The following is a 15,004-nucleotide window of genomic DNA, read 5'->3' on the forward strand; positions in this document are numbered from 1 at the left end:
CATTCTAATGAATGATAGGAGTTCCTCCTTATTTTTCCATTAGTCTGAACTTTTTAGTCATATCATTGTATTACTTTTCCATTAACTAATATGAGACTTCAATTAAATGATTGACTGATTTTCATAGCCGCCGCAATATTTCTTGAGGTTCTTTCCATATATTTTGCAGCATGTTCAAATGCATCAGAAAGTGATACGATACCTGGAACAATGCTAAAAAGAGCATCAATTCCATATTCATGCACGGCATCACTGTCTTTAGATACTGAACCGGCAAGACCAATCACAGGGACACCATATTTTTTTGCTGCTTTAGCTACACCAATAGGAGTTTTTCCATATACCGTTTGCCCATCAATCCGACCTTCCCCTGTAATGACAAGATCTGCATCCTTGACGACTTCATCAAAATTTACAGCATGAAGGACAATCTCAATTCCTCTTTTTAGATCTGCATGTAGGAAAGCTAGCAAGCTGGCTCCAAGACCACCCGCTGCACCGGCACCCTCTATATCGCGAAATGGTTTGCCAATACTTCTTTCTGCGACATCAGCAAAGTGGGATAGGTTTTTATCAAGCAAATCGATCATTTCAGGTGTGGCCCCTTTTTGGGGGCCAAAAATGGCTGAAGCGCCTCTTGAGCCAGTTAATGGGTTGTCCACATCACAGGCTACGTCAATTTGAACGTCTTTTAATCTAGCGTCAAGACCGGTTACATCAATTGTCATGATTTTCGAGAGAGCGCCGCCTCCTGGACCAATATCGTTTCCTCTGTCATCCAGCAGTCTGCCACCCAATGCCTGAACCATTCCGGCCCCCCCATCATTTGTGGCGCTTCCGCCAATTCCAATGATTAAATGCTTTACTCCTAAATCTAATGCAGCTGCTATTAGTTCTCCCGTTCCTCTTGTCGAAGTGACTAATGGATTTCTGTTTTCGAGAGGAACAAGATGCAACCCTGAGGCAGCAGCCATTTCGATCACAGCTGTTTTTCCATCTCCCATTAATCCAAAGAATGCATGAACTGGTTCACCAAGCGGGCCGGTGACAATTCGCTCCACTATCTTGCCGTTTGTAGCATCTACTAAAGACTGAACGGTTCCTTCACCGCCATCCGCCATCGGCATTTTATAGTATATAGCATTTGGAAAAATCGTTTTGAAGCCTTTCTCGATTGCATTGGCAGCCTCTAGTGCCGATAAGCTTTCTTTAAAAGAGTCAGGGGCAATGACAATTTTCATATTTTCGATCTCCCTTTCTATAAGAGATTTGTAACATCCGCAAAATACTTCATTTGTTATACCTTAATCGTAAACGTTTGCTATCATTATTGCATTGTATATGGTGACAAAATAGCAGAATAATAAATTGTATAAATTGTGCATAAGCACAATTTAGCAAATATCATGAAATAGCTTTGCTGTATACAATTCCATCAAGTCCCGTATATTCCGCGGATCCTTCTTAGTCAATTCAGTTATTTTTTCAAGCCGGTATCTTAAGGTATTCCGGTGAATAAACAGGCTTTCAGCAATTTTGTTTAATTCCCCATTCTCTCTTATGTATACTTCCAAGGTTTGGACCAGGTCTCCCTTCTTCCCCTTATCAAGCAGCTTTTCGTAAAAGGAGTAGGTGTGTTTGTCCTGCTCATCCAGCGCCATTTTTACCAGCATTGCTTCTAACCGATAATCCTCGTAATGATAGAAACTGGCGTCTGGCTGAAGCTTACTCCCAACCAGGATTGCTCTTTTAGCCTGGTCAAATGAAGTTTTTAATTCTTTTATCCTATCGACAGGACGCCCGGCCCCAATAAGGAGATCTCCATCCAATACTTTTTGCAACCACTTTAAGAATTGGCTTAGCTCCCTTTTTGTTTTTTCTGTTGATGCCTTTAAAATAATGATTTCATTAGTTAACGTGACACCGATTAAATCTGTTTTGTCCAGTTCATATTGAATTGACCTTATTATTTTTTGACCATAGTTTTCTAAACGATCCAATGGTTTTATTACAATCACGCTTCTAGGCTGTTCTAAATCAATTCCTAGAAATCCGGCACGCTCTATAATCCACGCTTCGTTTAAACCCTCTTCTGAAACTAGCTGATTCACAATCTCGCTCTGCATTCTTTGCTTCCATTGAAACCTCTCTAATAAAAAGGATTGCTCTAATACAAGTTCTGCAGCCATTTTTACGAGCTGGGCATAATTCCTGATTTTCTCAGGCTCTCCTGTTATCCCTATAACTCCAACAATTTGGTTACCGAAGCGTATCGGCATATTAATTCCCGGCTTTGTCGCCTTCATTTCGGTTGCCTTAGACTGATCAATTTCAATACTTTCTCCGTTTTTTAGAACGAGAAGAGCACCATCATGAAGCTGATTTATCCTCTCCCTTTCACCTGACCCTAGGATAATCCCCTTATCATTCATTACATTTATATTCGTCTTTAATATTTTCATCGTCCGCTCAACAATTTCCTGAGCCAGGTCGTAGGTTAAAAAATGCATCCTTTTTCGCCATCCTTCCTGCTTCATTTCTTCTAATGTACCATAGTGCAAATGAACAATAAATGAGATAGATGACAAGAACAATGCTTCTATTCTTCACCTTTCTTTATCCTTCTTTTTTCAACAGCATGTTTTTGCAAAAATAAGCCATTCTAAAAATAGCAGGAAAAAACATGATAGCTATGCAGACTGCATTTTATATGTTTTAAGTAACCAATCATTTGGATGCACTTAAAATGACGGCAAATGCTTCAATATAGGAAAGGAGCGCAATCATTGAAACTATACCATGTAAGAAAAGGACAATTTGTCTATTATCATAATGAGCTGCACAGGGTATACGGGGTAAAGCCGCTCTATAAAAAATCCGTACATTTAATTAGGCTGAGGGATTTAACACAGAATTTAACTACCGCAGCGAATGTAGAAAAATACAAACCGCAGCAACTTGACTGCTTTACTTACAATCATAAGATTTATACGCTCAGAAAAGATCGAAATGCTGAGCCGGGGGACTATATCTTAATTACCAACCCAACTCCCGATTCTTTGGATCATTATTCATTAAATGAAATTGAAGTTGTTGAAACCGTTGATCATAAAGGGGTCATCACAAGTAATTCAAACGGGATCAAGCACAATGAGTATTTATTAATGGTTCCTGGCCGAAGCCTCAACAGCCGTCAGATCGACTATCTGGAAGTAGAAAATATGGCACCAGAAGACTTAACAAACCTTGGTACCACTGCGTTAAATCAAACGGCCACAGAACCGCTGCCAATTTTAGGAGATGTCTATAAAACAAATGAAAACGGAGTACTCGTTGAAGCGATGGTGGTCGCCATACAAGGACAAACGGTATTCCTAGGAAACGGTTTAGAGGTGCCGCAGGAAGAGCTGATGAACACAGAAAAGTGGACATTTCTATATAACCTCAATGAAAAGTAAATTTATGTTTGAGAGGAAGCTCATACCGTTTTTATTCAATACCAGGAGGTTTTCATGAATAAATTAAAAGAAAACAGCGTTTTTACCATCTCACTTTTACTTACTCTCATCTTTATTATTTGGGGAGTCTTTTTTACAGACAATTTAGCGAAGGTAACTGACCTGATTTACAATGGTTCGATTGATTATCTTGGCTGGGTTTATCTTGGAGCCACATTATTTTTTGTCATCTTCTCGATCTACTTAATGTTTTCTAAATACGGCAATATTCGACTTGGCAGAAAAACAGATAAGCCTGATTTTAATACCGCATCTTGGCTCGCGATGCTGTTCGGTGCTGGAATGGGAATTGGAATTGTGTATTGGAGTGTTGCTGAACCTGTAACCCACTACACAGACCCTCCTGTTGGTAAAGGCTTCACGGTTGATGCTGCCAATACTGCAATGAAATATACATTTTTCCATTGGGGTCTTGATCCTTGGGCCATATATACCGTGATTGGTTTGGCACTCGCCTTTTTTCAATATAACAAAAGGCTGCCTGCTGCCATCAGTTCAGCGTTTCATCCGATATTGGGAGATCGGATTTACGGGCCAATTGGAAAAACCATTGATGTGCTGTCAATCTTTGCGACGGTCTTTGGTATAGCAACCTCTTTAGGACTTGGCGCCATGCAGGTAACTGCAGGGATGCACGATATCTTTGCCGTTCCAAATACATTAGTGATTCAATTGGTCGTCATTGCTGTTGCCACCGTTCTGTTTATTATCTCCATCAACACAGGCTTAGAAAAAGGGATTCAATATTTATCAAATTCAGCTATGATCTTATCATTTGCTCTCATGCTGCTTATTTTAATTGTCGGCCCAACGATGACAATTATTAAAGTGCTCTTTAATACAACTGGTATTTATATCAGTGATTTTATCCACATGAGCTTAAGGCTAAAGCCCTTTGGCGAGGGAGAATGGATTGCCTCATGGACGTTATTCTATTGGGCTTGGTGGATTGCTTGGGCTCCATTTGTCGGCATGTTTATTGCCCGCGTTTCAAAAGGAAGAACGATTCGGGAGTTTGTCATTGGTGTATTAATCGTTCCGACTCTCGGAACTTTTGCCTGGATGTCCATATTTGGCGGCTCGGCGCTTGATATTGTTCAGAGCATAGGAAACAATGATTTGGCAAACTATATTAAAGACAATGTCTCATTATCAATCTTTATATTTTTTGATTATTTGCCGCTTACTTCCCTATTAAGCATTTTAGGCTTTGCCGTCGTAGCGATTTATTATATAACTGTTGCCGACACCTCTACCTTTGTTCTAGGTATGCTTAGTGAAGGCGGTACATTGAACCCTTCGAACAAAATTAAAGTGACATGGGGCGTCATTCAGTCTGCCCTTGCGGCTGTATTACTGTTAGCAGGCGGATTAAACGTATTGCAAACTGCGTCCATCGCAGCAGCCCTCCCCTTTGCTATTATCATGGTGATCATGAGTTATTCATTACTAAGAGGGTTAAAAAATGAAGTTCATCTGCAAAGAAGCGGTAACCGGGGAGCTAAGCAATCTTAAAAGGTACTAAAAATCACCCCAACAGCGTTGTTCATCGGGGTGATTTTTTAATTTCACACCTATTAGCAGCACGACGTAGATTTTGTCGAATTTTGATGTTTTTTATATTTTGATTCATAAAAGGGCTTGCAAAAATATGAATCTCATATATAATACTTGTATACAAGTATACTTGAATTTAAATTGAGTAGGTGAATATATGACTGATTCAAAGGAATATCTTTACCCTGCAAAATGGCTTTCAAAAGCTTCTGCTGGCACTCGTGTTACTTCAGAGCTTAGAATGCGGATTATTTCAGGCATGATTGAAAGCGGCACCATTCTATCTGAAAATAAATTAGCTGCAGATTTTGCTGTAAGTCGCTCACCCGTTCGTGAAGCGCTAAAAATACTTGCATCCGAAAACATGATTCGTTTAGAAAGAATGGGTGCAGTCGTCATTGGTTTAACAGAAAAAGAAGTAGAAGAAATTTATGATGTACGTTTACTAATTGAAACATTTGTATTTGAACGGCTCGTCAAAATGGATATTAGTGAATTAGTAATGGAGCTTAGCAAAATCCTTGAAATGATGAAGGTCGCAATAAAATACCAGGATGCTGATGAATTTGCTTATCAGGATGTCCTATTCCATGAAACGATTATTAAAGCGATTAATCATTCTTATATCCAAATGATTTGGGATAATTTAAAACCCGTCATGGAGAGCTTCATTCTTTTATCCATGCGGGTCCGTTTTAAAGAAAAATACGAAGATTTTACCCGAATTTTGCAAAACCACGAGCTTTATATTGAAGCAATCAAAACCAAGGACCGGACACTTATGGTTAAGTCCTTGCACGAAAACTTTGATGATGTTCAAGGGAAAGTAGAAGACCTATGGATGTCTCAACAAATGCGATCTAAAGGAGTAGAGCAAGAAAATGAGTAGCTATATGTTAGGTATAGACATTGGCACGACAAGCACGAAAGCGGTCTTATTTACCGAAAAGGGTGAAGTCATCCAAACTGAAAATATAGGGTATCCCCTTTATACACCGGATATCTCAACAGCTGAGCAAGATCCAGAGGAAATATTTCAAGCTGTATTGAAAGCCATTTCAAATCTAACGAGAAATCATCCAGAAAAAAAGCCTTCGTTTCTTTCATTTAGCAGTGCCATGCATAGTGTCATTGTTATGGATGAGAATGATCAACCACTGACGCCATGTATCACTTGGGCTGATAACCGCAGTGAAGCATGGGCTCATAAAATAAAGAATGAACTGAATGGACATGAAATCTACAAGCGTACAGGAACACCGATTCATCCGATGTCCCCATTAACCAAAATTGCTTGGATAGTGAATGAACGTCCTGAAATTGCTGACAAAGCAAAAAAATACATTGGCATTAAAGAATATATTTTCCATCGATTTTTTAACCAATATGTAGTCGATCATTCCCTCGCATCAGCCATGGGCATGATGAATCTTAAAACATTGGATTGGGATGAAGAAGCGTTAAAGATTGCAGGTGTAACCCCAGATCATTTATCTGAGCTTGTTCCGACAACAAAGGCCTTTAGCAACTGTGATCCGGATTTAGCACGTCAAATTGAGATCGATTCCACAACCCCATTTGTCATCGGTGCAAGTGATGGAGTGCTTTCTAATCTCGGTGTAAACGCTATAAAAAAAGGTGAAATTGCGATCACAATTGGGACAAGCGGTGCGATTCGCACCATTATTGACCAGCCGCAAACAGATGAAAAAGGAAGAATATTTTGTTATGCCCTAACAGAAAAACACTGGGTCATTGGCGGACCGGTAAACAATGGCGGGATGGTCCTTCGTTGGATAAGGGATGAATTTGCTTCTTCAGAAATAGAAACAGCAAAAAGACTTGGCATCGACCCGTACGAGGTCTTAACAAAGATTGCTGAACGTGTACGACCTGGCGCTGATGGATTAATTTTCCATCCATACTTAGCCGGTGAACGCGCTCCTCTATGGAATCCAGATGTACGCGGTTCATTTTTCGGATTAACGATGTCACATAAAAAGGAACATATGATTCGCGCTGCACTAGAGGGAGTCATTTACAATTTATACACCGTGTTTCTAGCTTTAACCGAATGCATGGACGGACCTGTAACACGAATTCAAGCAACTGGGGGCTTCGCAAGGTCTGATGTTTGGCGGCAAATGATGTCCGATATTTTTGAATCAGAAGTAGTTGTTCCAGAAAGCTATGAAAGTTCATGTCTAGGTGCATGTATTTTAGGCCTTTATGCAACTGGAAAAATTGATTCCTTTGAGGTTGTATCAGACATGGTTGGCAGCACTTACAAACACACGCCTAAAGAAGAAGCGGCAAAAGAATACAGGGAGCTTCTGCCAATCTTTATTAACCTTTCAAGAGTACTAACAGAAGATTATTCACGCATTGCAAAATATCAAAGAAGTTTAATCAACCCAACCAGATAAATATTAGGAGGAATAACGATGCCTTTAGTTATTGTCGCAATAGGAATCATAGCCTTACTGATTTTGATCATGGGCTTAAAATTAAATACATTTATTTCGTTAATTATTGTCTCATTTGGGGTAGCTTTAGCCCTTGGTATGCCGCTGGAGGAAATTGTAAAAACAATTGAAGCCGGATTAGGCGGGACACTTGGTCATTTAGCTTTAATCTTTGGACTTGGAGCTATGCTGGGCAAGTTAATCGCAGATGCTGGCGGTGCGCAACGGATTGCGATGACCCTTGTTAACAAATTTGGAGAAAAGAATATTCAATGGGCTGTTGTTGCATCTTCATTCATTATTGGGATCGCATTATTTTTCGAAGTAGGATTAGTATTGTTAATTCCAATCGTATTTGCTATTTCAAAAGAATTAAGGATTTCAATCTTGTATCTTGGAATTCCCATGGTTGCTGCTTTATCCGTAACCCATGGCTTCCTGCCGCCTCACCCAGGGCCAACTGTTATTGCTGGTGAATTTGGCGCAAGTCTTGGTGAAGTTTTACTTTATGGATTTATTATTGCGGTTCCTACCGTTATTTTAGCTGGACCTATCTTTACAAAGCTTGCTAAAAAGCTTGTACCTGAATCATTTACAAAAACAGGAAGTATTGCCTCATTAGGCGAACAAAAAGTATTTAAGCTTGAAGACACACCAGGCTTTGGAGTCAGCGTATTTACAGCGATGCTTCCTGTTATTTTGATGTCAATTGCGACGATTATTACGTTGCTTCAAAAAACATTAGGAATTGAGGATAATAGTTTCCTAGCGGTCATTCGCTTTATTGGTGACGCATCAACTTCTATGTTAATTTCCTTATTAGTTGCCGTCTATACGATGGGATTAGCAAGAAAGATTCCAATAAAAGATGTCATGGAGTCTTGTACACAAGCGATCTTGCATATTGGAATGATGCTGTTAATTATCGGGGGGGGCGGCGCCTTCAAACAAGTACTAATTGATGGCGGTGTTGGTGACTATGTAGCTGAATTATTCAAAGAAACGACATTATCGCCAATCCTGCTAGCTTGGATCATCGCTGCTATATTACGTATTGCTTTAGGATCTGCCACTGTTGCAGCTTTAACAACTGCTGGCTTGGTGATTCCAATGTTAGGCCAAGCTGACGTGAACCTGGCATTAGTCGTACTTGCTACAGGAGCAGGAAGCTTAATTGCTTCCCATGTAAACGATGCCGGCTTCTGGATGTTTAAAGAATACTTTGGCTTAAGCATGAAAGAAACCTTTGCAACATGGACATTGCTTGAAACGATTATTTCAGTAGCTGGATTAGTGTTTATCCTACTACTAAGTTTGTTTGTATAAGCAACAATACCAATCTAGGCAGTAAATCCACTACCGATTAAGTAAAGGATTTACTGCCTATTAATCTGAATTCAAAGGAGTAGAATCAATCATGAATACAATTGGTGTCATTGGTTTAGGAGTAATGGGCAGTAACATCGCGTTAAATATGGCTAGTAAAGGTGAACAAGTGGCCGTCTATAATTACACAAGAGATTTAACCGATAAGCTGATGGAAAAAAGCTCAAATCATTCACTCGATCCATACTACGAGATTCAAGATTTTGTCCAGTCCTTAAAAACACCAAGAAAGATCTTTCTTATGGTGACAGCCGGGAAACCGATCGACTCGGTGATCAGTTCATTAGTCCCCTTTCTAGAGGCTGGAGATATTATTATGGACGGCGGCAACTCCCATTACGAAGATACGGAACGCAGATATGATGAATTAAAAGCGAAAGGAATCCATTATTTAGGAATTGGAATTTCCGGAGGTGAAGTCGGTGCTTTAAAAGGACCATCGATTATGCCTGGCGGAGATAAAGATGCCTATGAAAAAGCAGCACCAATTCTGACAAAAATAGCTGCACAAGTTGACCATACTCCTTGCTGTGTGTATATCGGTCCAAAAGGTTCCGGCCATTTTGTCAAAATGGTCCATAACGGCATCGAATATGCGGATATGCAATTAATCGCAGAAGCTTATACTTTTTTAAGAGAAAGATTGCAATTACCTGTTGATGAAATTGCTGAGATCTTTGAATCTTGGAATAAAGGCGAACTAAAAAGCTATTTAATTCAAATTACGGCAGAAATTTTAAAGAAAAAAGATGACATAACTGGCCTGCCATTGATCGATGTTATTCTTGATAAGGTAGGTCAAAAAGGAACAGGAAAATGGACGAGCATTCAAGCAATTAATAATGGCATCCCCTCTTCGATCATTACCGAATCATTGTTTGCCCGTTACATTTCCTCTTTAAAAGACGAACGAGTGTATGCCGAAACCATCTTAGCTGGTCCGGAGATAAATCAGGAGAGTTTAGATAAAGAGGTGTGGATTGAGTACATTAAACAAGCTTTATACATGGGGAAAGTCTGTGCCTATACGCAAGGATTTACACAATACAAAATGTCTTCTGAGCTTTACGGCTGGAATTTGCCTTTAAAAGATATTGCCCTTATTTTCCGCGGCGGCTGCATCATTCGCGCAGAATTTTTAAATGTAATAAGCGAAGCGTTCCAGAAAGACGCAAATTTGAATAATTTGTTAACCGCTCCTTATTTTGCAGAAAAGGCTAAAGCCTATCAAACGGGCTTACGAAAAGTTGTTAGCGAGGGCATCAATTCCGGTATTTCGCTTCCATGCTTAAGTTCTTCCCTCACTTATTACGATAGCTACCGGACAGGAAAATCAAATGCAAGCTTACTGCAAGCACAACGTGATTATTTTGGTGCCCATACGTATGAGAGAAATGATATGGAAGGTGTTTTCCATACAAATTGGCAATAAATGAACAAAAGCGCAAGCGCCTTGGTCATCGCCGTACAAACTGGAGGAGCATCGACTGAGATAAAGGAAACACGGTAAGCGAAGCGAACCGATGTTGACTTATCGTAGGGAGATGATCTGAAGTTTGATAGGCGATAGGCGCTGGCAGTCAAAAACGCGACGTCCTGTCGCACTGACTGCACTTGCACATCCTGTACTTCGGAGCTGGATATCGCAGTGCTTATCCTTAGTTCAATGAATTTTATAATATCCTAAACGATAAAAAACGATCGTATAGAATTCATAAATAATGAAGAGGCAGTCCAAAGGGTTGAAACCCTTTTGGAACTGCCTCTTTTTGAATCCTTATTTAGTTGGAACCGTTCAATTAAGTCCCTGTATTATCCAGATTTATATAAAACGGTATTACAATTTTTATTTTGGTGGTATTTCACAGCTGCCATCCGTACATATGGCTCCGTTCGCTCCATCTGAGGATAGTTCCTGGAATTTAGGTTTTGGGTTTTCTTCTTCCCACACCTTTTGAAGAGCGCCAACAAAGGTTTCAAGTGGTTGTGCGCCTGAAATGGCATATTTTTGATTAATGATAAAGTAAGGAACACCAGAAATCCCATACTGCCCTGCAATTTCTTCATCGATTCGAACATCATTTGCATATGCTGTTTTATCATTAAGAACTTCTAAAACTTCTTGTCGCTTTAATCCTGAAGCTTCAGCAATATCTGCAAGTGTTTCTATATCACTAATATTTTTAGATTCTGTGAAGTATGCATAAAGCAGATTTTCTGTCATCGCCTTTTCTCTGTTATGTTCTTTTGCAAACTTTGACAAACGATGGGCATCAAACGTGTTCGTCGGCTTCATTTCCTCAAAATGAAATGTTAAACCGACACTAGCTGCATGTTGACCTAATTGTACGTTATTCCGTTTAGCTTGTTCAACGCTCAGACCATACTTTGCTGCGATTACTTCGTGAATGCTTTTTCCAGAATACAATGGTGCATTTGGATCTAATTCAAAACTTTTAAATTCAACTTCAACTTCATTTTTATGTGGAAATTGTTCTAAAGCCAACTCTAATCTTCTCTTCCCAATATAACAAAATGGACATACAAAATCAGACCATACTTCAATTTTCATTGTTACACCTCTTTCCTTTAGGTATCAACCCATTGTAGCATGAACATGAAAAAGCTCAAAAATACATGCTCAAAGAGGCATATCCTTTTTCAAGATAATAAAGTCACAAAAGCTATCTTAACAAAAAAAGTATAAGGAAGCGTATCCAATTGAAAGAGCCCTTCTCACTCCCTTTGGTACTGAGAAGGGCTCTTTGCTATTCTCCGTAATGTCAATTCATCATCAATATCTCCCGAATATCCTCTTCCGTAAGAGTGGCATTAGCTTTTTCATCTGAATCGATTATTTCTTCTATCAACTGTCGCTTTTTATCTTGCAGTTCGCTCATTTTTTCTTCGATTGTTCCACGTGTAACAAGCTTAATCACCTGAACGACATTTAGCTGTCCGATCCGGTGAGCGCGGTCAGCTGCTTGCTCCTCGACTGCTGGATTCCACCATGTGTCATATAAAATAACAGTATCAGCTCCAGTCAGATTAAGACCTGTCCCCCCTGCTTTTAAGGAAATGAGAAAGAGGTCACGTTCCCCTGCATTAAACCGATGGCAAATATCCACTCGTTCCTCTGATGGAGTTTGTCCATCAAGGTAAAAATAAGGTAATCCTTGATTGGTTAATTCTCTCCCGATTAGATTCAGCATTTTTGTAAACTGGGAGAAAATTAACACCCTTCTGCCGACAGACCTTGACTCCTCAATGATCTGTTTTAACTGTTCAAATTTAGCTGACCTGCCTTTATAGCCATCAACAAACAAGGCTGGATGACAACAAATTTGTCGCAGCCGAGTTAAACCGGCAAGAATTTTGATTCGATTTTTTCGAATGGTATCCTTGTCTAAATGCTTCAATGTTTTGTGTCTTAGTTTCGCTAAATAAGCTGTATATAACTTCTTTTGCTCTGGATATAGCTCTACTGCTTCCAGCGATTCACTTTTCTTAGGAAGCTCTGAAAGCACATCCTCTTTTACCCTGCGAAGCATAAATGGACGGGCCCTCCGAGCGATCTTTTTCTTTGTAAGCTTACTATACTCCTTTAACCCTAAGAATAGTTCTGGAAAAACAACATGGAAAATCGCCCACAGCTCCTCAAGTGAATTCTCTATTGGTGTACCAGTAAGGGCGAAGCGATGTTTTGCTTGAATTTTCTTTACCGCTCTCGCTGTTTGTGTGATAGGATTTTTAAATGACTGTGCCTCGTCAAAAAACACTGTGTGAAACGATTGCTTTTCAAACCACTTTATATCCTTCCGCAACAACGTATAAGAAGTTATGACAATGTCTATCCCCTTCAGGTCTTTATATTGTTTATCTCGTTCATCTTTGTTGCCATCAACAACTGCAGCTTGTATGTCCGGAGAAAACTTTTTAATTTCGCCTAGCCAGTTATATGTTAAAGATGAAGGGCAAACAATTAGTACCTGGTGTTTCTGTTGGCGGATATCAGTAAGCTCTGACACAATGAACGCAATGCTTTGCAGTGTCTTCCCTAATCCCATATCATCGGCAAGAATTCCCCCAAATCCGTAATTGGCTATTGTCTTCATCCATCTAAAGCCTTGTTTTTGGTACTCTCGTAATATGGTTTCTAAGCTTTTTGGTACCGTAAACGTCAATTTGTCCGGATTTTGGAGTGATTCCAGGAACTGGTGAAAGGATGCTTCGAAAGAAAACACCTGATCATCTGCAGAATCAAGAAGCTGAAAGCCACGTGTAATCGGTACCTGTAAACCAGCTTCCATGTCTTCATTCTGTATAGGAGCCGCCTGCAAAAACCTTTGAATTTCTGCAAATTCCCTTGCCTCCAATGACAACAATGATCCATTTCGCAATCGGTAATATTTCCGTTTTTCCTCTAAAGCCGCTAAAACATCACGTATTTGCTGATCAGGTATGCCATCCATTTCAAACTTGAATTCCAGCCAGTTGGTCCGCTCTTTTTTTATCCTTACTCTGATTTTCGGCTGATGGTTTCCCTTGACTATACGGTTCCTCACTGCTGTTGTTGCATAAACCTGCACAAGCTTTTGTAGCTTTGGAAGATGGTGATACAAAAACATATATTCAAGCTCTTCATTATGCAAAAAATATCCGCCCTCAGTTTCAGCAAACGAACTCTTCTCCATCCATTCCAAAATGGCCTCTTCCTTTTCTATATCCCTTATAAAGAAGGTCCCTGTCCTGATTTCACGACTCTCAGAAGGATTGATCTCAATATTTCCATAGTGAAACTCCAAACCTGCTAGAAGGCGATTTTTCACACGGTCTAAGTATAATTTGGCAATTAAAGGCGTCTTTTCAAAATGCTTGGATAGTTCCCCAGATAAATGGAAGCTTCCTAATCTTTTCAATCCGGGAATTACTTTTTCTATAAAATACTTGAGCTGGTTTTGAGCAATTGGAATTTGATTCGTTCCAGAAGCATCAAGCAGCTGCTTCAAATCAGACAGATAGGTGCAGTCCTCCTTTCTTAACTGAATCACTTTTCCATCATAAAGAGCAGCGCTATATGATTTTAAAAGAATGAACTGCTCCATCCCTTCAATCCTTAGCTGATAGCTCTTTCCCTCTGGATTTGAAAAATAAAACGCTAAAGGGAGATGTTCATCAGATTGTTGGAGGCCATGAAACGTTTTCTGGCCAACTTCCAGCTTCACGAAAGGAGCCAGTTTCATGTGTCGTAAAAATCGTTCCCAGGAAGACGGCGGAACAACTAACATATGATTGCTGGTTGTTATTTCAGGGGTTTCCGGTAATTCACCAATATATATTCTTTCATCATGGCTCACTTGGATGAGCTGCTGTATCACATCATTTGTTTCCTTTTGAAAGCAATGAAGATCTGGATCGTACGTTAAGGTGGCCGATAGTTGACAAGGATCTCCTTCTCTTACATGCTTTAGAAAATCATGAATATGTTTTATCTTGATATCGCCAATCGACATTTCTACGGCAAGCATGTATTGTCCATTTCTTACTATGACGGGTTTACATGTAAACCCTAAATCAAGAACTTGCCGATTTTCAAAATGTAGCTGGCTGCCGCTAGATCGAGAAGGACGATTATTGAAAATAGTCATGAGCCCTTCTGCCAGTTCTTGATTTGTTGAGGATTGAGCAGGAGCTCCATGATGTTGCTTTCCATAAATCGCTAGTAAAACGGCCGCAATATGCTGACAATCATTTTTAAACGAAGCTAACGTAGGACAGCTGCATTCCGTCAAAATCTTTCCATTAGACTCCTTACTAATCGTGACATGGAAATCCTCTGTTCCTTTAACGATTGCTTCACACCGATTGGAAGTGGAACTTTTAAATATTACTTTATTAGCTCGATAAAAAGAGTCCCTTCGTTTCAAGGAGACAGTACCGCACATTTCTTCAATTATTTTTTGATTTAACTCAATCTCCAAATGTTTCGCCTACTTCTGCCTAAAATATCGCTTTTCAAGGCTAGATATGAAATCCATCTAAATCTTATTATCCTAATTATACCATAAGGCTAATAAA

At 39.6% G+C, this 15,004-nt stretch carries 10 protein-coding genes; 6 read left to right on the forward strand and 4 right to left on the reverse strand.

Annotated elements, in window-relative coordinates; translation table 11 throughout:
- Nucleotides 1-98 precede the first annotated feature (98 nt).
- Nucleotides 99-1,241: a glycerate kinase gene (locus tag ACSVDH_RS29465; RefSeq protein WP_439252402.1), complete on the reverse strand. Its 1,143-nt coding sequence runs from the start codon at nucleotides 1,239-1,241 to the stop codon at nucleotides 99-101.
- Nucleotides 1,242-1,394: 153 nt separating this feature from the next.
- Nucleotides 1,395-2,588: a sugar diacid recognition domain-containing protein gene (locus ACSVDH_RS29470; RefSeq protein WP_518617453.1), complete on the reverse strand. Its 1,194-nt coding sequence runs from the start codon at nucleotides 2,586-2,588 to the stop codon at nucleotides 1,395-1,397.
- A gap of 198 nt (nucleotides 2,589-2,786) precedes the next feature.
- Here ACSVDH_RS29470 and ACSVDH_RS29475 point away from each other — a divergent pair, with 198 nt between their 5' ends.
- The 6 genes from ACSVDH_RS29475 to gnd all read left to right on the forward strand — a co-directional run bounded on the left by ACSVDH_RS29475 (nucleotide 2,787) and on the right by gnd (nucleotide 10,358).
- The gene (locus ACSVDH_RS29475) at nucleotides 2,787-3,458 is read left to right on the forward strand and encodes a hypothetical protein (RefSeq protein ID WP_439252401.1); all 672 of its coding nucleotides are present in this window, start codon (nucleotides 2,787-2,789) and stop codon (nucleotides 3,456-3,458) included.
- Between the two features lie 54 nt (nucleotides 3,459-3,512).
- Nucleotides 3,513-5,033 (forward strand): BCCT family transporter, encoded by a 1,521-nt coding sequence (locus ACSVDH_RS29480; protein ID WP_439252400.1) that lies wholly within the window; start codon nucleotides 3,513-3,515, stop codon nucleotides 5,031-5,033.
- 199 nt (nucleotides 5,034-5,232) lie between these two features.
- Complete coding sequence (locus ACSVDH_RS29485; RefSeq protein WP_299089743.1) at nucleotides 5,233-5,964, forward strand: GntR family transcriptional regulator; 732 nt, start codon at nucleotides 5,233-5,235, stop codon at nucleotides 5,962-5,964.
- Nucleotides 5,957-7,501, forward strand: coding sequence for a gluconokinase (gene gntK, locus ACSVDH_RS29490; protein ID WP_439252399.1), 1,545 nt, complete (start codon nucleotides 5,957-5,959; stop codon nucleotides 7,499-7,501). The genes ACSVDH_RS29485 and gntK overlap by 8 nt, the downstream gene beginning before the upstream one ends.
- An 18-nt stretch (nucleotides 7,502-7,519) precedes the next feature.
- Nucleotides 7,520-8,866, forward strand: a complete 1,347-nt coding sequence (locus ACSVDH_RS29495) for a GntP family permease (RefSeq protein ID WP_439252398.1) — start codon at nucleotides 7,520-7,522, stop codon at nucleotides 8,864-8,866.
- An 88-nt stretch (nucleotides 8,867-8,954) separates the two neighbouring features.
- The gene (gene gnd, locus ACSVDH_RS29500; RefSeq protein WP_439252556.1) at nucleotides 8,955-10,358 is read left to right on the forward strand and encodes a decarboxylating NADP(+)-dependent phosphogluconate dehydrogenase; all 1,404 of its coding nucleotides are present in this window, start codon (nucleotides 8,955-8,957) and stop codon (nucleotides 10,356-10,358) included.
- A gap of 414 nt (nucleotides 10,359-10,772) precedes the next feature.
- Here the strand turns inward: gnd and ACSVDH_RS29505 are convergent, their stop codons facing one another.
- Both ACSVDH_RS29505 and ACSVDH_RS29510 read right to left on the reverse strand, forming a co-directional pair.
- A complete protein-coding gene (locus ACSVDH_RS29505) occupies nucleotides 10,773-11,498 on the reverse strand; it encodes a DsbA family oxidoreductase (protein WP_439252397.1) in 726 nt (241 codons plus the stop codon).
- A 211-nt stretch (nucleotides 11,499-11,709) separates the two neighbouring features.
- Nucleotides 11,710-14,907 (reverse strand): DEAD/DEAH box helicase, encoded by a 3,198-nt coding sequence (locus ACSVDH_RS29510; protein ID WP_439252396.1) that lies wholly within the window; start codon nucleotides 14,905-14,907, stop codon nucleotides 11,710-11,712.
- Nucleotides 14,908-15,004 lie beyond the last annotated feature (97 nt).

The organism is Metabacillus sp. Hm71 (genome assembly GCF_051842955.2).
Taxonomy (GTDB): Bacteria; Bacillota; Bacilli; order Bacillales; family Bacillaceae; genus Metabacillus.